The 21,063-nt window shown below is 53.4% G+C and carries 19 protein-coding genes; 3 read left to right on the top strand and 16 right to left on the bottom strand.

Annotated features, from left to right (window positions below; genetic code table 11):
- Positions 1–90: 90 nt before the first annotated feature.
- The 13 genes from DW58_RS00290 to gmk all read right to left on the bottom strand — a co-directional run bounded on the left by DW58_RS00290 (position 91) and on the right by gmk (position 14,688).
- A complete protein-coding gene (locus DW58_RS00290) occupies positions 91–669 on the bottom strand; it encodes a fimbrial protein (RefSeq protein WP_024548001.1) in 579 nt (192 codons plus the stop codon).
- 345 nt (positions 670–1,014) lie between these two features.
- Positions 1,015–1,566, bottom strand: coding sequence for a fimbrial protein (locus DW58_RS00295; protein ID WP_024548000.1), 552 nt, complete (start codon positions 1,564–1,566; stop codon positions 1,015–1,017).
- Positions 1,567–1,713: 147 nt separating this feature from the next.
- On the bottom strand, positions 1,714–2,271 hold the full coding sequence (locus DW58_RS00300; RefSeq protein ID WP_024547999.1) for a fimbrial protein: 558 nt from the start codon (positions 2,269–2,271) through the stop codon (positions 1,714–1,716).
- A 481-nt stretch (positions 2,272–2,752) separates the two neighbouring features.
- A complete protein-coding gene (locus DW58_RS00305; protein ID WP_024547998.1) occupies positions 2,753–3,307 on the bottom strand; it encodes a fimbrial protein in 555 nt (184 codons plus the stop codon).
- A gap of 117 nt (positions 3,308–3,424) precedes the next feature.
- Positions 3,425–4,399, bottom strand: coding sequence for a fimbrial protein (locus DW58_RS00310; protein ID WP_024547997.1), 975 nt, complete (start codon positions 4,397–4,399; stop codon positions 3,425–3,427).
- 5 nt (positions 4,400–4,404) lie between these two features.
- A complete protein-coding gene (locus DW58_RS00315; protein WP_024547996.1) occupies positions 4,405–6,867 on the bottom strand; it encodes a fimbria/pilus outer membrane usher protein in 2,463 nt (820 codons plus the stop codon).
- 13 nt (positions 6,868–6,880) lie between these two features.
- Complete coding sequence (locus DW58_RS00320; protein WP_024547995.1) at positions 6,881–7,588, bottom strand: fimbrial biogenesis chaperone; 708 nt, start codon at positions 7,586–7,588, stop codon at positions 6,881–6,883.
- 80 nt (positions 7,589–7,668) lie between these two features.
- Positions 7,669–8,208, bottom strand: a complete 540-nt coding sequence (locus DW58_RS00325) for a fimbrial protein (RefSeq protein ID WP_024547994.1) — start codon at positions 8,206–8,208, stop codon at positions 7,669–7,671.
- A 607-nt stretch (positions 8,209–8,815) separates the two neighbouring features.
- Positions 8,816–10,897 (bottom strand): ATP-dependent DNA helicase RecG, encoded by a 2,082-nt coding sequence (gene recG / locus DW58_RS00330; RefSeq protein WP_024547993.1) that lies wholly within the window; start codon positions 10,895–10,897, stop codon positions 8,816–8,818.
- Positions 10,898–10,900: 3 nt separating this feature from the next.
- Positions 10,901–11,590 carry a tRNA (guanosine(18)-2'-O)-methyltransferase TrmH gene (trmH, locus tag DW58_RS21215; RefSeq protein ID WP_024547992.1) on the bottom strand — a complete coding sequence of 230 codons (690 nt, stop codon included), beginning with the start codon at positions 11,588–11,590 and terminating at the stop codon, positions 10,901–10,903.
- Positions 11,591–11,593: 3 nt separating this feature from the next.
- Positions 11,594–13,717 (bottom strand): bifunctional GTP diphosphokinase/guanosine-3',5'-bis pyrophosphate 3'-pyrophosphohydrolase, encoded by a 2,124-nt coding sequence (gene spoT, locus DW58_RS00340; protein ID WP_024547991.1) that lies wholly within the window; start codon positions 13,715–13,717, stop codon positions 11,594–11,596.
- Between the two features lie 17 nt (positions 13,718–13,734).
- A complete protein-coding gene (gene rpoZ, locus DW58_RS00345; protein WP_024547990.1) occupies positions 13,735–14,010 on the bottom strand; it encodes a DNA-directed RNA polymerase subunit omega in 276 nt (91 codons plus the stop codon).
- A gap of 54 nt (positions 14,011–14,064) precedes the next feature.
- Entirely contained in the window at positions 14,065–14,688 is a 624-nt protein-coding gene (gene gmk / locus DW58_RS00350; protein WP_024547989.1) for a guanylate kinase, read from the bottom strand.
- Positions 14,689–15,033: 345 nt separating this feature from the next.
- On the opposite strand from gmk, the gene ligB reads away from it, so the two are divergent.
- Positions 15,034–16,794, top strand: a complete 1,761-nt coding sequence (gene ligB, locus DW58_RS00355; RefSeq protein WP_024562415.1) for an NAD-dependent DNA ligase LigB — start codon at positions 15,034–15,036, stop codon at positions 16,792–16,794.
- Here ligB and DW58_RS00360 read toward each other — a convergent pair.
- Both DW58_RS00360 and DW58_RS00365 read right to left on the bottom strand, forming a co-directional pair.
- Positions 16,721–17,338 (bottom strand): trimeric intracellular cation channel family protein, encoded by a 618-nt coding sequence (locus DW58_RS00360; protein WP_024549451.1) that lies wholly within the window; start codon positions 17,336–17,338, stop codon positions 16,721–16,723. The two genes, ligB and DW58_RS00360, sit on opposite strands and share 74 nt — an antisense overlap.
- 253 nt (positions 17,339–17,591) lie before the next feature.
- Positions 17,592–18,455 carry a YicC/YloC family endoribonuclease gene (locus DW58_RS00365; RefSeq protein WP_024549452.1) on the bottom strand — a complete coding sequence of 288 codons (864 nt, stop codon included), beginning with the start codon at positions 18,453–18,455 and terminating at the stop codon, positions 17,592–17,594.
- 125 nt (positions 18,456–18,580) lie between these two features.
- Here DW58_RS00365 and rph point away from each other — a divergent pair, with 125 nt between their 5' ends.
- Positions 18,581–19,297 carry a ribonuclease PH gene (rph, locus tag DW58_RS00370; RefSeq protein WP_024549453.1) on the top strand — a complete coding sequence of 239 codons (717 nt, stop codon included), beginning with the start codon at positions 18,581–18,583 and terminating at the stop codon, positions 19,295–19,297.
- A gap of 61 nt (positions 19,298–19,358) precedes the next feature.
- Positions 19,359–20,000, top strand: a complete 642-nt coding sequence (gene pyrE / locus DW58_RS00375) for an orotate phosphoribosyltransferase (protein ID WP_024549454.1) — start codon at positions 19,359–19,361, stop codon at positions 19,998–20,000.
- Between the two features lie 35 nt (positions 20,001–20,035).
- Here the strand turns inward: pyrE and DW58_RS00380 are convergent, their stop codons facing one another.
- Positions 20,036–21,052 (bottom strand): SMP-30/gluconolactonase/LRE family protein, encoded by a 1,017-nt coding sequence (locus tag DW58_RS00380; RefSeq protein WP_024549455.1) that lies wholly within the window; start codon positions 21,050–21,052, stop codon positions 20,036–20,038.
- Between the last annotated feature and the right edge of the window lie 11 nt (positions 21,053–21,063).

Below are 21,063 nucleotides of genomic sequence, written 5' to 3' on the forward strand. Positions count from 1 at the left end.
CCCTGAAACCTGACGGCGTCTCTGGCCGTTATTACTTAATCGTCACAGGATAAATATCAGCAACCAGAGAACCGATGGCGGGCGGAGGCGTTATAAACGTTCGATCTGGAACGTGATGTTACCAGCTACCAATCCGGCTCTAACCGTCTGTCCTTTTAGCTTAACCAGCTGTAAGCCAATCGTTTCAGCGGCTGAATTAGATTTTTCGGGCAAATGGTAAATAGCGCTGACGTCTACAGGCGTGGTATCCATATTGAAAAATCCGATACCCACGCCTGTGGCTGCCTTGTCGCCCGTAAGGGTGTTAGCGAATGAATTACCCTCGGCATTGTCATAAGCACCGACGAATCTGACTGCGATTTTGCCCTCATAAATCTCTTTGTCGCATCTGCTCCATGAACCGCCGCTAGCCTGGCTAATGCTTTCGACGTCAAATCTCAATCGGGTGGGCGACGTTGCGTTATCGCCCTGTTCAACTAAATATTTCTCGGAGGAATTAAGGTTGATGACATTATTGAGAATAGAAATCTGACAAAACTGACTTTCAGAGGGGGTGACGGTCCCTTCAATATTAAGGGTTGCAGCCACATCCTGACTATCAGCGGCTGCGTGCGCCATATTTGCTATGAAACACGTCGCTACAGCAATCCTTACTACATTATTTTTCATCATGGTTTCCTTAATGATTAATTTATAACTGCCGTGACATTATTATTGATGGCATTTTAGCCAGGCGAGGTCTGTGACTTTCCATTGATTTGTAAGGACTTATTTTGCTGTTTTGAATATGCATAATGTATTGATGGTATGTATTGCCAGGAGGGTGGAATACGCCTCATTAATAATGCATGCCAGTTATCCAGTAATACTGGCGGAGTGTCGTCAGGTCGCCTTCTTCTTTTCGGTTCACTGCCCGGTGGCGTCCGGAATAGCGGCAGGAATAAAAAAGGGAGTCATAAACTCCCTTGTCAATGCGCCGGCATTTACCCGGCTTTATTCAGACCTGCCTTTCCGTTAAAGGCGTTCGACATTGATTGTAAGCACGCCATGTATGGTCCCGGCGGTGGCAACTTTGCCATCAAGTTTCACTACCTGAAAACCAATACCCTGAACGCCATTATTTCTTGACGGTATAATGTAGTCCTGATTGATATCAACAGGGTGGCCTTGTTTATCGAAAAGACCAATGGCGACACCCTGTGCGGCACTGTCACCTTCACTGGCGTTTGCCAGGGCTTTACCTTCAACGCTATCTGCAATGCCGACAAACCTGTAAGAGAACCGGCCCTCTTTCATCTGCGCGAAGCATTCTTCGTTGCCTTGAATGGATAAAGGAACAAAGGTCATATTATTGCTAACCTCACCCAGATTAATGAGGTTTGAGATATCACCACGGAGATATACCGCGCTTGCTTGTGCACTGATACTACATAGTGCATCAGTATCGGCAACCGCGGTACCGCTAATTGAGAGCGTGGCAGATTGATCCTCGATCGCCGCTTCGGCACAGAATGAGGAAGCCAGTAAAAAGGCAGGGAAGAGCAGACCTGTAAGCTTTTTCTTCATGTGTATATTCTCTGACATGATTTAAAAAGGTAGATAGTGATATGCATTATTCATCAGAACCAGGAATAATCTTTTGAGGGCAGCTGGCCAGACATGCTTTCTTTCGCCAGTAGCGATATCACTATATTCATCACGTTGTAAAACTTGTTATAGGCGCACGATCTCTATAACAAGAGAGGCTTCGACAGTGCCTTCGGTAAAATCATTCTGGCCATTAAGCCTGACAACCTGCAAATCGATAGGGAGCGGTTTAGTTGTCACAGGAACGGCACCCTTCATGTTAAGGTCCAGTCTGGCAAAATTGCTCATAAAGATTCCAACACCCACTCCCTTAGCGGCATTCGCACCGGTTGCAACGTTGGCGAGCACGGAGCCTTCCACACTGTCGGTGGGGCCTGAAAACCTGACCGCAATTTTTCCCTCTTCAATACGTTGATTGCAGATGTCATCCCCGCTTAATGTAATGGAAAGCTGAGGAGCGAACGTAGTGGTTTTATGATCGTTTTGCGAAAGCATTGTGGTTTTGCCTGCAAGCAGGCTGATGGCGTTTTTGTTAGTGGTAACCGTGCAAGCACCATCACCGCCAGAAATAGCCCCATCGATAGTAATATCTGTAGACGTTATTACCGAGTCCGTAGACTCAGCGTGGGCTGAGCTCATAATAATGAGAGCGGAGAGCGCAGAACCCAAAATTGTTTTTTTCATGTTTTTATCCTATACATGACGCGAAATATGAGCAGAGTATTTTCCTTACGCTCAATTCTTTTCACTGATGTACTCTTCAAAGGATAACGTCTGCGACACATTACCGCAGTCCTTCCTGTGCTGCTGATCGTAAATAGTTACACGTGTAAAACGTGTAATTATTGGCTCCTCGTGTGATAAACCCGATCATCTTTATATTGAGCGGCGAGTATCCTGATTCTGATATCGTAAACATTGATGCTGATGCTATGTATCAAATGGCATGTAACGCTACGCGTTGCAGCGCAATCCTTAGCGGCAGTCTCTGTGTGGGCAGATATACAGGTGAACCGACTATCAGGTTAAGGCAGAAAGACGGTGTTTTCTTGCGTAGCTATCCTCTGATGCCAGGGCAAATATGCAGACACCCCATTAAGGGTGTCTGCATTGTCACGACTCAGAATATACTCTGCGCGCTTCTTAACGAGGCGCACAAAGATTACTACAGACGCTGGATTTCAATGGTCAGTGTGGAGTCAATTAAACCCGGGGTCGGCGATTTCCCATTAAGTTTTACCATCTGCAGACCAATAGTCGTATCGGTAGTAGATGCAACAAGGTAATCAGCGCTATTTAAACGCACCATTTTATTCTGGCTGTCAAAAATACCTACGCCAACCCCTTGGGCAGCCGTCGCAGGATCGTAAACATGGTTACCCATTACCGTACCGTCCGCATTATCACCTAATCCGGTAAATTTAAAGGCCATCGTGCCTGCGGCCACCTTGGTGCTACAGTCATCGCCGCCGGAAATATTAAGTTTCACCTGCTCCGGTGAAGTAGCATCTTCCCCTTGGGTGATCAGTTTGTCGATACTGGTATCTGACAGACGAAGTGTGGACTTGTCCAGGGTTACGGTACACATGTTGGCAATGTCTTGTACCACGGTACCAGTGATGTTCAGGGTTGCGGACGCGTCGTTCGGATTAGTCGTGGCGTGTGCAGCGCCAACCATGAACAGTGCGGAAACGGTTAATCCTAAAAGTGACTTTTTCATAATTTTATATCCTTTAAAATTTTAAATAAAATAGGCGAAAAGCAATCCTGCCTGATAAAGGCAAAAATACTTTTCCATATTTTCTGAATTAATAGATAATTCTGTTACACGTTCAGCTTATAAATAATTAATGTGTAAGGTGATTTGCGCTTTCACGTTACCCCCGGTTAATGCATCTCCGCTTTTCGCATACCGCACAGAAAGCGGTAGGGTGTAACTGTTCTGGTCTGGTAGTGCCAACTCTAACGGGACGTCAGGTTTCATTACCGTTCCGCCGAATAACATTTCAATACCAACATTTTTCGCCGGGCTCTCGGGCGCAACGTTTTTAAATACCGTTGGGGAGCTACTTTCATGTAGCCCTTCAACACTGAGGCTGGCTTTATGGGTATTCATACACAGCAGATTGACACCGACTGGCTGAGCAGTTTTGGCGCCGTTATTTTTCAACTCGCTGATTTTTACAGGAGGTAGTTCCACCTGTGGCGTTGTCATCTGAATCATGCAGTGCGCCTTCGGCGAAACCAGCATCATGACAAGGTTCACCACCAGGGAGTTATCGCTGAGCCACACCAGAGAGGGGATACGAAAGTTCAGTACGCCGCCCTGGGTTATAGCCCCGGTCTTGATGGCCTCAACACGTAATTTCACATCATCTGAAGTAATGATTTTATCGCTCAGTTCTCGTGTCTGCGTTGAGAACGGCAGCACCCATTCTTTATGTGCTGAACCCGGTTTTTCGTAAATCAGCGTGACCCGAACACCCAGACCCGGCAGCGAGGTGGCATACGTGTCCTGCCCCTTTTGTTGGGTCGGTATTTTTCCGTTCAGGAGCTTGCTGATTTTCGTCCGGCACTCTGCGCTCACCACACCGTGCGTACCGCTGAGCTGAGCAAGCGTCGCCTCCCTTTTATAGACGACGCTACCCACCGGTATCATGGTGATGTTATCCGGCAATGAAACCGTCACAGGTACCGTCATATTTGACGGTTTTTGTGTAAGCGTGCAGTCGCCCGCATATACAGGCGTAATCGATGCTTTTGCTATCAGCATGAGGACAGCGGCTTGCGCCAGGCGGAAACAGGTTTTCATCGCATTCACTGACAGTTCAACGTTAACAGGACAATAGGTAATTTAGGTGTCTGGTCTGACGGCATCTCAAACGGCGTGGAGCAGGTCTGGTTTTCGCCCCACTTAAAATTCAGCGTGCCTTTATCCGGCACGGCATTGAGATAAACCTGCCCTTTATCACCCACGTAAAACACACTATCCATGCCTTCAATACGCGCCCGTGCACCGAAAGGCAGGACTTCGCCGTTATGATTGACGGTGAGGACGGCTTTACGCCCACGGATCGCCTTAAACTCAGCCAGCACTACAGCATCTTTGGTCGGCACCAGCTGGGTTGACGTACTCTCAAAGTCGAGGTCTTTGTTCGCACTGTGAGTATCAATGCCCAGGCTGTTACGATGGTAAGGACGTAAATCCGTCACCAGCGCATACCCGCCCGAATCGGTATGCATATCCTGTCCGCCATCCAGCGGCACATCAGCTACGCCTGGAATGGCCACCAGCGCCATACTGCTGGCAGAGTTCCGACCAAACGTCACGCCATGACGATGACCAACCACGCTTCCTGAGGCGTTCCACGAAATATAGTTATTGGTCTCAGCGTTATAGGTCACATTCATATCGCCGTAGTTGCCCTGATAATCCAGGCCGGCGGAACCCGATTTCGTGCTCGGTTCGCCGTGTTTCGCGGCATAAGAAATCTGTGTGTTCCAGGTGGTGCTCTGGCTGTCGCCCAGCTTACCGTTAATGCCTAACTGGTTATTGATGTCACTTTCAATACCTGACGTCGCCGTGTAGTTCACTATCGGTTGCGCCGTCGGGAACGTCTCGCTAAACGGAATCGACAGGGTGATCGCCAGCTGCTTGTCCCATACTGGCTCGCCTTCGCTACGGTTCATGCTGAAGGAGAGTGACAGGCTGACGTTTTTAACCGAACCATTCCACCCCACCTGCCACATACGCGACACCGAGCTGTCGACGTTTTCGCTACGGCTCAGGGAGGTATAAAAGCTGCCTGTATCACTTAGCGACTGGTTAATCGACAGGCTGTACTCGCGACGCTTGCGGGTGTCGGTAAACAGGTCTTCCGCCGTTGCCCAGTCGCTGAATGACAGGTAGTCACCGACGTAGTAACGATTATCCAGCTGTATTTGCGTGTCGGTGTCTGAGATGTAATTCCGGTACGTCAAACGCACCATTTTCCCACTGCCTTCCAGATCGTTACCGCGACGGCCCTTGCTGTGGGTAATATCCGCAGCAATCCCCCCCAGGCTTTTCATATCCAGGCCCAGCCCCAGGCTATAGGCCTGATAGCGATCGTGATACTGGCTACCGCCATAGAGCGTGGTGTTCAGCGGCAAGCCACGACTTATCGCGGCCTGAACAATTTCAGGCTTGTCCTCAACCGAGCTGGTGCCCGACATATAGCGCCCAACCGACAGGTTGTATTTTATCTGTCCGGTACGTAAAAGCTGTGGCACGCTGGAGTAAGCAACCGTATTGCGTGTTTCAGAGCCATCGGCTTCGGTTACCGTGACTTCCAGTTTTCCGCCGTCGGATACCGAGGCGAGGTCGCTTATCATGAACGGTCCCGGCGGTACCGAACGCTGATAAATGACATAGCCGTTTTCGCGTACGGTGACCCGCGCATTGCTTTTGGCAATGCCGCGGATAATAGGGGCGAAACCAGTGAGCTGATCGGGCAGCATATCGTCGTCGGACGAAAGCTGTACGCCGCGGATCAGCAAACTATCAAAAATATCACCAGGCGTGCTGGAGTCGCCGAGGGTCAGTTCACTCTTCAGCGCGTGAATGGCGGTTTCCACATAACTGGTAATGCTGTGCCAGCCTTCGCTGTTGCTCACCGTTGAGTTATTACGGTAACGCCAGGCGCCAACATTAAAGCCATTCGTCAGGTTCGCGTAGGCCGAGTCTGAGGAGCCCTCGCTCTTATGTAAGTACTTCTGACCGGAAATCTGATAATTGCTGATCAGTGCCGGGATACCATCGTCCCACTCCTCTTCAGGCACGCCCTGTACGCTTTCATCACGCAGCACCGTTTGTGGAATGATGATATCCAGTTGCAGTCTGGAGAAATCAAAAGCAAGTTTGGTCCCTGGAACCTGTTCTTCCATAGGAACGCACGTGTTTTTGAGTTCGTTGTCCTTTGCTCCGGAACCCACCTTACTCATATCCACTCCCAACTTCTGATAGGCCTTAAAAGAGAGGCAGGCGACAAGCTGCTTATCTTTATTCAACTCAAAGCGAACACTGCTAATCAGTACCGGCTTTTCGTTCACATTGATATGCACCCGGTAGGTACCGGCAGGCTGATATCCCTGGCTTAGTAAACTGGTGTCGCTCAATACCGCTTTCCCATCCACTGCCTGTAGCAAACCCGGATCGAAGTACTCTCCGGCTGCGACCGTGCGACAGAAAATGACTGACATCACAAACGAGGCGAGCCACTTCAGTTTGGTACCACGCATAAAGCCCTGTTAACTAGTCAAGGTGCTGAGAAAACGTTTCAGAGGTCACGCCAAAGTCGTTTATTCCATTCCACTCCACGCTGGAGCCAGCCGCCGGTGTATGTTTAAGCTTGTAAGACTTTTTCCCAAACGGTGGGATGACCGTATTGTTATCCACTACTGAAACCTGAATGGATTCCTTGTCAGCAATAATCTTGCTGAATACCAAATAGTAAGGTGAGGCGTTTTCAACGGTTAAATTATTCCCGGCGTGACTCCAGTGTGCATTTTTGACGCCTTGTCCCGGATCGCCTTTTAAACCGGCAGGACGATAGAAAAATTTAATGCGGTTGTTAATCGCCAGCACCATACGGTTTTCAACTTTCGCCTCTTCATCGTTCAATCCGGGCACACCTTTTACGTCAAGCCAGAACAGACTTTCACGATCGGCAGGCAGGCCATTTCCCAGATAGACAATTCGAATGACGTTGTCGCTTTTAGGCGCCAGACGGAAAAGCGGCGGTGTTACCACAAACGGTAAATCTTTTTTTACCGTACTGTCGCCGGCATCCAGCCAGGACTGAATTAAATAAGCACGGTCCTCATTACTATGAATAGTAATAGAGGCATCGCCGTCCTTGCCATTATAAACAAGCCGATCGGCACTCAGCGTCAACGCAGCATGGCTCATTCCTGACCAGCAGCATGCGGCCAGGAATGTTGTCAGTAATACCTTTTTCATTTTCTAAAGCCTGATAATTCCTGATTGAGGAAATAAACCCGATGATAAAAACACCGGGTGTAATTATGACAAATTATTTTTTATAAAGATTCAATCTGCATCGTTAACGATGACTGGACCTGGCCCGGTGTTGGGGTGGCCCCGTTAAGCTTAACCATGCCGATATAAAACATAGTACTCTCGTTACCGGTAGCGAGCACTGGGCTGCCATCAGGCGTAATAGGATAACCCGCATACGAATAGATACCCACACCTAAACCTGTTGCTGCCGTTGAGCCAGTTGCGGCATTTGCCAGTGAGTTACCGGCCGCATCATCAACAATGCCAGTGAAGGACAGGTTAGGTACCAGTTGGCCCTCTTTAGTACAGCTGCCAATCAGGTTCGCGGTAACCATAGTTAACTGACCTTTATCAACATGATGGCCCTGCAGAGGCAAGGACTCTATTTCCCTGGAACCCATATTAACAGTAGGATCTCTGAACTCGATGGTGCATCCAGTAGACGAATCTTTTAACGTGCCAGAAATAGACAGCGTGGCCGCTACATCACTATTTTCAGCTTGTGCAATGCTGGTTATTAGAAACCCGCCTAAGGTAATTAATAATGCTATTTTTTTCATGATACCTACTCCACTATTATTGCTAACCTGAAAGGATTCTCAGGTCAGATAGTCATCTTTTTTATCAGATGCGCTATTCATTGTGATCTGTAAATTTATATTTCTGAACAGCCGATGATGTCAGGATCAAGAAATTCAGCATGGTGAATTTAGGGTTGAATTATTCATGTTGTGAGATGTTTCTTTCTTGATTAATTGTGCTCTGGGACGTTTCTTTTGTTGAATTGAAATTTATATATTATAGGCTCGATGAATATTTATTAGTACAATGATGGAATTATTTTTATATTCTCCTGGTCGTTATTTGTTAACGGCATTCTAATTGTTCTTGCATTCCCCAGGATTTTATTTATTTAAAAGGCATATATTCTTGCCTTGACATAATATGTCTCTTTCTAAAATAAAATCTAACGCGTATGCACACGTTGAAAGTGAATGTTACTTATTTTAATATCTTCACGCGATTCGCTGCGTGGAAGAGCCATCCTCCTGAATATAAGATTACCTACCGATCCATTATATAAGATGATATGTGCATAAGCTTTTTGCTCGCAATAATACGTCAGGGCAGGTGAGAAAAAAGTAATAGCAGTGGGACGTTGCGGGACTACGCGTTGGAGTAGCGTTCCGTTTCCGGCATCCAGCGTTCGATGAGCGCCGCGGCCTGGTCCGGATAACGTTCGTGAATATGGCGTGCAAGGCGCTGCACTTCAGGAATCAGCGCCTGATCGCGCAGCAGATCCGCTACTTTGAACTCGGCGTTGCCGGTCTGGCGTGTGCCGAGCAGTTCTCCCGGCCCGCGTATCTCAAGGTCTTTTTGCGCGATCACGAAGCCGTCGTTGCTGTCGCGCAGCACCTGCAAACGCATCTGGGCCGTTTTCGACAGCGGTGATTTGAACAGCAGCACGCAGTGCGAAGCCACGGCCCCACGCCCAACGCGGCCGCGCAGCTGATGAAGCTGCGCCAGCCCCAGACGTTCCGGGTTCTCGATGATCATCAGGCTCGCGTTAGGCACATCGACGCCCACCTCAATGACCGTGGTGGCAATCAGCAGATGAATCTCACCCTGCTTGAACGCCTGCATCACCGCCTGTTTTTCCGTCGGCTTCATACGGCCATGTACCAGGCCAACGCGCAGTTCCGGCAGCGCCACGTTAAGCTCAGCCCAGGTCGCTTCTGCCGCCTGCGCCTCCAGCAGTTCCGACTCTTCAATCAGGGTACAGACCCAGTAGGCCTGGCGATGCTCTTCAATACAGGCGTGGCGCACGCGCTCAATGATGTCATTGCGCCGGGTGTCGGGAATGGCGACGGTGGTGACCGGGGTACGCCCCGGCGGCAGTTCATCAATCACCGAGGTATCCAGATCGGCATAGGCGGTCATTGCCAGCGTGCGCGGAATCGGGGTAGCGGTCATGATCAGCTGATGAGGATGAAAGCCCTGCTGCTGGCCTTTCTCGCGTAGCGCCAGGCGCTGGTGCACGCCGAAACGGTGCTGTTCGTCGATAATGACCAGTGCCAGCCCGCTGAACTGCACCTGCTCCTGAAAAATAGCATGGGTACCCACCACCATCTGGACCTGGCCGCTGGCGATTGCCTCCTGCTGAGCCAGACGCGCTTTGCCTTTTTGTTTGCCGGCAAGCCAGCCCACTTCTACGCCGAGCGGCGCAAACCAGCTGCGGAAATTGGCCGCGTGCTGTTCGGCCAGCAGCTCGGTTGGCGCCATCAGCGCGACCTGCTTACCGTGCGCGATGGCGCGCAGCGCCGCAAGGGCGGCAACCAGCGTCTTACCGGAGCCGACATCACCCTGTACCAGGCGCATCATCGGCATGTCGCGCGCCATATCGCGCTCCACTTCCGCTACCACCCGCTGCTGCGCCCCGGTCGGGCTAAAAGGCAGGGAGGCGAGAAGCTGCTGTTTGAGGTTGTCATCAGCGCCCAACGGTAGGGCATGGAGACGCTGCGCGCCTGCGCGTAACGCCAGCATGCTCAGGTTGTGCGCCAGCAGCTCTTCGAGAATCAAACGATGTTGCGCAGGGTGTTTTCCGCTTTCCAGATCGGCAAGCGTCAGGGTCGGCGGCGGACGATGCAGGGTGCGCAACGCTTCAGGGAGACTCATCATGCCCTGCGCCAGCTCAGGCGGTAGCAGTTCGGTTACCGCGCAGGTGTCCAGCAGATCCAGCGCCTGATCGGTCAGCTTACGCAGCGTGGCCTGGCGCACCCCTTCGGTGGTGGGATAGACCGGCGTCAGGGTGTCCTGCATCTCAGGAGTGGAACTGTCCCCCTGGATACGGTATTCGGGATGGATCATCTCCGCGCCGTACTTCCCGCGTCTTGCTTCACCGTATGCCAGCACGCGACGGCCGGTTGCGAGGCCATTTTTCATCGCGGCGTTAAAGTTGAAGAAGCGCATGGTAAGGATGCCGCTGCCGTCGCTGATCTGGCAGGTCATCATGCGTCGACCGGCGAACGAGACGCTGCTGTTCAGCACCTCGCCCTCCACCGTGGCATAAATGCCGGGCAGCAGATCGCCAATCGCATAGAGCTGGGTGCGGTCTTCATATCGAAGCGGGAGGTGAAGCAGGAGATCCTGCACGGTGTGCAGACCAATTTTCGCCAGTTTGCTGCTTTGACTCGCACCGACGCCGGTCAGCGAGCTTAGCGGGACGGCATCCAGCAGGCGGCCACGCATCGCTTACTCCGCGGACTGCATCGTCGCCCACCACGTGGCATCGGCAACGATTTCGCCGTTCTCATCCACATGCGGGTAGGGAAGACCTTTGCGCTTCGCCACGCGAGCGAGCACCGGATAACCCCCTTCGAACAGCAGACGCTGCTGTTCATCAACCGGCAGCATGCTGTTGTCTCGGTTGTACATACCGGCGTTCTGGCGCTGGCGCTGCGCTTCGTAAAGGATCAGTGCCGACGCGACCGACACGTTAAGCGACTGCACCATGCCCGTCATCGGGATGATGATATCCCGATCCGCCAGATCCAGCGCTTCGCGCGTGATCCCGGTTTTCTCCTGACCCAGCAAGATGCAGGTCGGACGGGTGTAGTCGATGTCGCGGAAATCAACGGCACGGTCGGAGAGGTGGGTTGCCAGAACCTGCATGCCGCGCGCTTTAAGGTGGGTTACCGCCTCTGCAATGGTGCGGTGGGTTTTGACTTCAACCCAGCTATTGCTGCCCGCCGCGGAGGATGCCATGGTGCGCATCCGGTTTCCCGGCCATACGGCATGAACTTCATGGACGCCCACCGCATCGGCGGTACGAATAATGGCGGAGACGTTATGCGGCTTATGCACCTGCTCCATGCAGACGGTCAGGTCGGGCTGCCGCCTGGCGAGCATCTCGCGGATCCGCGCATAGCGTTGAGCGTTCATACGTTAGTTTCGGTTGCGAGTGACTTTGATGACATCCGGCATTACGCGAATTTTGCGCATAACGTTGGCCAGATGCACACGATCGCGTGCCGACAGACGGATAAAGGCGCTATAAACGCGTCCGTCTTTCTCTTCGGTATTCAGGCTGTGGATATTTGAGCCGGCCGTGTTGATCGCCGCCGTGAGGTTAGCCAGCGCACCCTGATGGTTGAACATGTCCACCTTGATCTCGGTGAGAAACTCCTGCTCGGTCTCTTTATCCCACTCAACCGCCATGAATTTCTCAGGTTCTTTCTGATAGCCGCGGATGTTGCGGCACGACTCATGGTGGATAACCAGCCCTTTACCAGGGCTGACGTGGGCAACGATCGGGTCGCCAGGAATAGGGCGGCAGCACTTCGCGAAGGTGATCAGCACGCCGTCCGCGCCTTTGATAGGCAGATGGCTGGCGCCAGGCGAGGCGTTTACCACCGGCTGACCGGTGGTGCTGGCGTCGCCCTGAAGCAGGTTTTTCGCCACCACGACGCTCATCGCGTTGCCAAGGCCAATCTCGGCCAGCAGATCGTCAAGGGTCGCCAGTTTCATGCGCTCAAGCTCGCGCTGCACATGCTCCGGTGGGATCTCGGCCAGCTTACGACTGCCGCCCAGCGCATGATTCAGCAGACGACGCCCCAGGCTGACGGAGTCGTCACGCTTGAGGTTTTTCAGCATCTGACGGATTTTGGCGCGTGCTTTCGAGCTAACGACAAAGTTCAGCCACGCCGCGTTGGGTCGGGCGCCCGGTGCGGTGATAATCTCCACCGTCTGGCCGCTGGTCAACGACTGCGAAAGGGGGTAGGGCTGGCGATCGACGCGAGCACCAACGCAGGCATGACCGATATCGGTATGCACGGCATAGGCAAAGTCGACCGGTGTAGCCCCGGCAGGAAGTTCGACGATGCGACCTTCCGGCGTGAAAACATAAATCTCATCCGGGAAGAGATCAGATTTTACGCTCTCGATAAATTCGAACGAGCTACCCGCACTCTGCTGAAGTTCAAGCAGGCTTTGCATCCAGCGCTGGGCGCGGATTTGTGCGGTGGTACTGCTTTCACCGTGCTCTTTATACGCCCAGTGTGCTGCAACCCCCATTTCTGCCATCTGATCCATATCTTCGGTGCGGATCTGCACTTCAACCGGCACACCGTGCGGGCCAATCATGGACGTATGGAGAGACTGATAGCCGTTCGCCTTAGGAATCGCGATGTAATCCTTCATGCGACCCGGGCGGGGCTTATACAGGCTGTGCATCTGGCCGAGCACGCGATAACAGGTATCAACATCCCTCACGATGACGCGGAAGGCGTAGATATCCATGATCGAGTGAAAACGCTGCTCCTTGAGCACCATTTTGCAGTAGATAGAGTAAAGATGCTTTTCCCGGCCGCTGACGCGACACGGAATTCCCGCTTCCTGCAGCCGTCCTTCGATTTCAGAAAGGATCTTCTGAATCATCTCTTTACGGTTGCCGCGTGCGGCTTTGACCACCTCTTTAATCACACGATAGCGATTCGGGTGCAGCGCCTCAAAGCCCAGCTCTTCGAGCTCAGTTTTCAGGTGATGAATACCCAGACGGTGGGCAAGCGGGCTGTAGATTTCCAGCGTTTCGCGGGCAATACGGCGACGCTTATCGGGGCGAAGGGAGCCCAGCGTGCGCATATTGTGAGTACGGTCGGCAAGCTTAATCAGAATGACGCGGATGTCCTGCACCATCGCCATAATCATTTTGCGGAAGTTTTCGGCCTGAGCCTCTTTCTTATCCTGAAACTTAAGCTTGTCGAGCTTTGACACCCCTTCAACCAGTTCGGCAACGCTTTTGCCAAATAGCTGCTCCATATCCTGATATGTCGCAGGGGTGTCTTCAATCACGTCATGCAGCAGCGCGGCCATTAGCGTTTCATAGTCGAGTTTCATCTCGGCCAGAATGCAGGCCACCGCTACCGGGTGCGTGATATAAGGTTCGCCACTTGAACGTGTCTGGCCCTCGTGAGCGTCACGTGCAACGAGATACGCTTGCTGAAGACGCTTAATCTGGTCTTCCGGCAAGTATTGTTGAATCAGCTGATTCAGGCTTTCAAACAGATACAAGGGCTACCCGCTGGTTATTAACGACGGCCTTCAGCAATAGCGGTAACGGCCTGCATTTCTGCGGCTTCCTGCTCTTGCTGTTCCTGGCGCTCACGGACATCGAGGATCTGGTTGTTGATCAGCCCCTCTTCGATTTCGCGCAGTGCGATAACCGTGGTTTTATCGTTTTCTTCCGCCACCAGCGGATCTTTACCGCCTACCTGCATCTGACGAGCGCGACGCGCGGCGACCAGCACCAGGTCAAAACGGTTACCAATTTTCTCAACAGCGTCCTGAACAGTTACGCGTGCCATAATTAAAATGCTCCACAGGTGAAGAAATGACTGGGCATGATACTGAAACTGGGTTCAGTCTGCCAATAGTTTGGTGATTAAAGCGTCATGGCGTTGTTTCTGGCGCCCCATACGCAGGCGCTCAGCGCGAAGGATAGTTTTCAAGTCGGCCAGCGCCGTATCGAAATCATCATTCACGATAAGGTAATCATACTCAGCGTAGTGGCTCATCTCTGCAACGGCCTGCGCCATGCGTTTTGCAATGACCTCTTCGCTATCCTGCCCGCGTCCACGCAGGCGGCGATCCAGCTCTTCTTTCGACGGCGGCAGAATAAAGATACTGCGTGCCTGCGGCATTTTCTGACGAATCTGCTTCGCGCCCTGCCAGTCGATATCCAGGAAGATATCCACGCCGGTCGCCAGCACGGATTCAATCGTTTTACGCGACGTTCCGTAATAGTTGCCGAACACTTCCGCGTGCTCAAGAAACGCGTCTTCGGCAATCATGCTGCGGAATTCATCATGATTGACAAAGAAATAGTGCTCGCCGTGCGTTTCTCCCGGGCGGGGGGCGCGGGTGGTATGAGACACGGATACCTGTGAATCATAGAGCGGCTGCGTCTTCAAAAATGCCTGAATCAGGCTGGACTTACCTGCACCGCTGGGGGCGGAAATAATATAAAGCGTACCTTGAGCCATCTGTTTCTTACGTCAGTTGAAATGCCGAAAAGAGATGCGTGTATGGCCGGCTAAACGCGACAGGTAAGCGATAAAAATGCGATTACCTCAGTGCCTGAGCCGGATACCCGCAACGCAAAGTAGAGTGGAGATCACGGCTTATTATACACACAGCCGCTTCGTGACGTAGCTTTTGTCATGACTTTTCCCTGATGAATAACAGCAATGCGAGCCTGCTTCCGGGAGGCCGCACAATTTGCTGCAACAGTATTAATTCCCTGGAAAGCGTCTCGCAGCGATCTGTTTTGGCCCTCGCACAGACCGTAACGCGGCGTTATATCTTCCCTGCACCTCAGGGAGGAACCTATGAAAAGGATGTTTATCGCGCTGCTGTTTCTGACAACACTGAGCCCCTTTGCCGACGCGGCATGCCCCATATGGAGCGACGCAGAAGCCGGGCAAGAGATGGAGCGCCTTTCTGCCCAGCTCACCGCGTGGGATCGCGATTACTGGCTGCGCGGCGAAAGTCCGGTTAGCGATGCGGTCTATGACGAACTGCGCACGAGACTGCATGAGTGGCAAGCCTGTTTTCAGGCTTCGCAGGTTATACCGGTGTCGGCGCCGCCTTCGTCGGGCAAAGTACTTCACCCTGTTTTTCACACCGGTGTCCGCAAGCTGGATAATCCTGTTGCGCTGACGCAATGGATGCGTGCGCGTGATGAACTCTGGGCGCAGCCCAAAATTGATGGCGTCGCCGTAACGCTGGTTTACCGCCATGGCAGGCTGGTTAAGGCTATCAGTCGTGGTGACGGGCGGCTGGGTCAGGACTGGACAAGTCGGGTGCGTTCCATTCCGGCAATCCCGCAACGCACCAGCGGTGCGCTGGCTGATAGCGTCTTGCAGGGCGAGATTTTCTGGCGACGGGATAAGCATGTGCAGAAGCAGGCCGGCGGTATGAATGCCCGGGCAAAAGTGGCTGGTGCCATGATGCGGAAAGATGACTCCCCGTTGCTGCGCGAGCTGGATGTCTTTATCTGGGCATGGCCTGAGGGTCCGACGTCGATGAAAGGCCGGCTGGACGCGCTGGAAAAGGGCGGATTCCCGCTCGTGAAACGCTGGACGGTTCCCGTCACCCAGCTTAGCGATGTTGCGGCCCTGCGCGAACAATGGTTTACGAGCCCGCTGCCGTTTGTTACTGACGGCGTGGTAATACGGGACGGCCGGGAGCCGCCGTCAGCAAGCTGGATGCCTGGCGAAGGTGACTGGGTGGTTGCATGGAAATATCCGCCTGCGCAGCATATCGCGCATGTAAAGCGGGTTCATTTCACCACAGGGCGAACCGGAAACATTGGCGTTGTGGCTGAGCTTTCCCCGATTGGGATTGATGATAAAACCGTTTCGCGGGTCAATATCGGTTCGGTTAACCGCTGGCGTCGTCTGGATCTTGTCCCGGGCGATCAGGTGATGGTGAGTCTGGCCGGACGCGGTATTCCTCGTATCGATCGGGTGGTCTGGCGCGTATCGCAGCGCGACACCCCGCAGCCACCTGCCGAAGGGCAGTTTCATCAGTTCAGCTGCTATTTCGCCACGGCGGCATGCCGGGAGCAGTTTACCGCACGTCTGAGCTGGCTGAGCCGTGCAGCGGTGCTGGATATCCCTGGTCTGAATGATGCGGTATGGACGCAGCTACTGCAGGCGCATCGCTTTGAACATCTGTTCTCATGGCTTGCCCTGTCGCGGGAGGCGCTTGCAACAACCCCGGGCATCTCTCCGGCTCGCGCCGCGGCTATATGGCAACGTTTTACGCTGACCCGACGTCAGCCCTTTTCACGCTGGTTGAAAGCGTTGGGCCTTCCTTTACCTGATGTGGCGCTTGAACTGCTTGCGGATCGCAGCTGGCAGCAGGTCTTAAATCGTAATGAAGCACGCTGGCAACAGCTACCCGGTGTGGGTAAGGTCCGTGCTAAAAAGCTGGTGGCGTTCTCCCATCATCCGGAGATCGCCACGCTGGCCCGCTGGCTTGCCGCACAGGGCATACCAGGCTTTGCTGGCTTCAGTGGGAGCTATGACGATAGTGAAACACAGGCAGTCCCAGCCGAAAGCGAAGCGCGAGCAGACGCGCCGTGAAACCAAACAGCAGCGTTGCTATGACGACCACGTCATGGCTGGATACATAATGCTGAAGCGCAACGTAGAGGACGGCCGCGGCGAAAGCAATGCCCGCATAGAGCTCCTTCTGAAATACCAGCGGAATGCGTTTGCAGAACATATCGCGCAGTACGCCGCCGAAGACGCCGGTAATCACCGCAGCGATGACCGCAATGATTGGCCCTTCGCCCATGTCCAGCGCGACCTGGGCACCAATAATGGAGAATACTACCAGGCCGAGCGCATCAAGAATTAAAAAGAAACGGCGCAGATGGGGCATCACCGGCGCCACAATGGTGGTCACCACCGCAGCGGTCGCTACGATAATGACGTACTCAGGATGCGCCACCCAGCCGAGCGGGTAGTGTCCGAGTAAAATATCGCGCACTGAGCCTCCGCCGAGAGCCGTGGCCGTGGCAATAATGATGACACCGAACGTGTCCATCCGCCGGCGCCCTGCCGCCAGGGCGCCGGTCATCGCTTCAGCGGTAATACCAATAATATAAAGAATATGAAGCAGCATTGTATTCCCCTCATCAAGCCGCAGAAGGGTAAGGACTTAAGCGCCAGCGCACGATTGAGATTTTCTAACAGGTCGGGTTTGAGATTAGTTTTATTTATGGATGAGAGAGGGCGATTAGCCAGTAATGTATTGTTATTAACAGGGTAATGGATAAATTTCCATCAGGCAGGGTATGTCACAAATACAGTATTACGTGGGCGTTCACGCAGAACCCGTCCGAAGACGGGCCTGATATGACGGTGGTGAAAACGGGTTATTCCACGTTCTGGATCTGCTCGCGCATCTGTTCAATCAGTACTTTTAGTTCGATGGCGGAATTCGTTACGTCGGCATTGATAGATTTCGACGCCAGGGTATTCGACTCGCGATTGAACTCCTGCATCATAAAGTCGAGACGACGGCCAACGGCCTCTTTCTTCTTGAGGATGTTGTAGGTTTCTTTGACGTGCGCTTCGAGACGATCCAGCTCTTCGGCTACGTCAATACGCTGCGCCATCAGCACCAGTTCCTGCTCAAGGCGGTTATTTTCCAGCTGCACCTGGGCTTCTTCAAGCTTGTTAACGAGGCGCTCGCGCTGCCACTGCATGATCTCCGGCATCCAGCCGCGCACTTTGCCTACTTCAACGCTGACGCCTTCAAGGCGCTGTTCAATCATCGCTTTCAGCGCCTGGCCTTCGGTTTCGCGCGCCACGATAAAGTCGTCCATCGCGCCGTCGAACGCGGTAAGAATTTCTGCGGCGATAGCATCCAGATCCTGTTCCTGCGCTGCCATCACACCTGGCCAACGCAGAATATCAACCGGATTGATTTCACCCTCGTCGCTCTGCATTTTTACCCAGTTCGCCGCGCTAACTAGTTGTTTCGCCAGTTTTTCATTCAGGGTCAGCTCGCCTTTTGCGCTGGCATCCGGCTCAAAACGCAGGCTGCACTCCACTTTACCGCGGGTCAGACGGGTACGAATGCGTTCGCGAACAACCGGTTCGAGGCTACGGAACTGCTCGGGCAGGCGGAAATAGGTTTCCAGGTAGCGTTGGTTCACGGAGCGCAATTCCCAGGTTGCGCTGCCCCATTCACCCTTGATTTCCCGACGTGCGTAGGCGGTCATACTGCGGATCATAGTCATACCCGTTCTGTAAATGAATTTGCAGGGATTATAGCCCTCGCTGGCTCACCATGATAGGAATAAGCTTGCGAAGCCCGTATAATGCGCAGCCACATTTGCCACAAGCCGGAGAATCACTCATGCGTCCATCAGGCCGTAGCGCTAATCAGGTGCGCCCCGTCACCCTGACCCGTCATTACACGAAACACGCTGAAGGTTCCGTGCTTGTTGAATTTGGTGAGACCAAAGTGCTATGCACTGCCACTATTGAAGAGAGCGTTCCGCGTTTTCTGAAAGGGCAAGGCCAGGGCTGGATCACCGCTGAATATGGCATGCTGCCGCGCTCTACCCATACCCGTAACCCACGCGAAGCCGCGAAAGGCAAACAGGGCGGTCGTACTCTGGAAATCCAACGCCTGATCGCCCGCTCGCTGCGCGCCGCTGTCGATTTGAAAGCGCTGGGCGAATTCACCATCACGCTTGACTGCGACGTGCTGCAGGCGGATGGCGGCACGCGCACCGCCTCGATCACCGGCGCCTGTGTGGCGTTGGCGGATGCCCTGAACGGCCTGGTTGCCGCCGGGAAGCTGAAAAAGAATCCGATGAAAGGAATGGTCGCCGCGGTCTCTGTGGGGATTGTGAAAGGTGAAGCGGTCTGCGATCTGGAGTATGTCGAAGATTCCGCAGCCGAAACCGACATGAACGTGGTGATGACCGAAGACGGACGCATGATCGAGGTGCAGGGAACGGCCGAAGGTGAGCCGTTCAGCCATGAGGAGCTGCTCTCCTTGCTGGCCCTGGCGCGAGAGGGCATTGAGTCGATCGTCGCGTCGCAGAAGGCGGCGTTAGAAAACTGATTTAAGGCGACCGTAATGGTCGCTTTTTTTTGCGTAAAAAAGAGAGATGAGGAGCGAAGCCATGAAACCGTATCAGCGCCAGTTTATTGAATTTGCACTTAACAAGCAGGTGCTCAAATTTGGCGAATTCACGCTGAAATCCGGGCGCAAAAGTCCGTATTTTTTTAATGCCGGGCTGTTTAACACCGGACGCGATCTGGCGCTGTTAGGCCGTTTTTACGCAGAAGCGCTGGTGGATTCCGGCATTGATTTCGACCTGCTGTTTGGTCCGGCGTATAAAGGCATCCCGATTGCCACTACCACCGCCGTAGCGCTTGCGGAGCACCATGAGCGCGATGTGCCGTACTGCTTCAACCGTAAAGAAGCAAAGGATCATGGCGAAGGCGGCAGTCTGGTGGGCAGCCCGCTGCAAGGGCGCATCATGCTGGTGGACGACGTGATTACCGCCGGTACCGCGATTCGTGAATCGATGGAGATCATTCAGGCCAACGGCGCTACCCTCGCCGGCGTACTGATTTCGCTCGATCGTCAGGAGCGGGGCCGGGCCGATATTTCTGCCATTCAGGAAGTTGAACGCGATTATGGCTGCCAGGTGATTTCCATCATCACGCTTCAGGATTTGATCGACTGGCTGGAAGAAAAACCGGAGATGGCCGACAGCCTGGCTGCGGTACACGCCTATCGCGAGCAGTTTGGCGTGTAGTTTGTTAACCCGGCAGACGCACTGCCGGGTGATGCTTAGAGCAGCGCGGCGCCCTGCGTGTTCACATACAGCGAATAGACAGACGTGCTTGATGCCATGAACAGGCGGTTGCGCGATGCGCCGCCAAAGCAGAGGTTAGCGCAGCGCTCCGGCAAATGAATCATGCCAATCGCTTTACCCTGGGTATTAAAGACGCGCACGCCGTCCAGCTCTTCACTACCCATGCCCCAGCCGCACCAGAGATTCCCATCTACATCGCAGGCGATGCCGTCAGCCGTGCCGCTGCCGCAGTCGATATGCACGCGTTTATTCTTCAGCGTATTGCCCTCTACGTCCCAGGCAAGAATTAAGCGATTCGGCGTCGCCCGACTCTCCACGACATAGAGCGTTCTCTCGTCAGGCGAAAAACAGATGCCGTTAGGGCCTCTGACATCACCCAGCGCTACGCTGAGCTGGCCGCTTTGCGGATCGAGACGATAGACGTTTTGTGGCAGCTCCGGTGCTGCTTTATGTCCCTCGTAAAACCCCGCAATGCCAAAAGGTGGATCGGTAAACCATATTGAGCCGTCAGACTTCACTGCAATATCGTTCGGTGAGTTGAAAGGTTTTCCATCGAAGGTGTCAGCCAGAATGGTGATGCTGCCGTCGTACTCAGTGCGGGTAATGCGGCGGGTATCATGCTCACAGCTGATCAGCCGGCCCTGGCGATCCCGGGCATGCCCGTTGGCAAAGCTGGAGGGCTGACGAAACACCCGGGTTTCGCCCGTGACTTCGTCCCAGCGCATGATGGCATTATTGGGTATGTCGCTCCACAGCAGCATCCGGCTGTCGCCAAACCATACCGGGCCTTCCGCCCAGCGGCAGCCGGTGGCAATTTGTTCTACTTTGGCGCTGGAGAGCATATAAGCGCGAAAGCTGTCGTCCAGGGCGACAATGCGTGGGTCAGGGTAGCGGGGGGAGGGTGTCCAGGCAGCGTAACCTTTCGCGCTCACCATCAGCGCAGCCGTAGCGATACCGGTCAGTTTTAACAGTTCCCGACGTGACGTTGCCATCAGGTCTCTCC

This window comes from Siccibacter turicensis LMG 23730 (assembly GCF_000463155.2).
GTDB lineage: Bacteria > Pseudomonadota > Gammaproteobacteria > Enterobacterales > Enterobacteriaceae > Siccibacter > Siccibacter turicensis.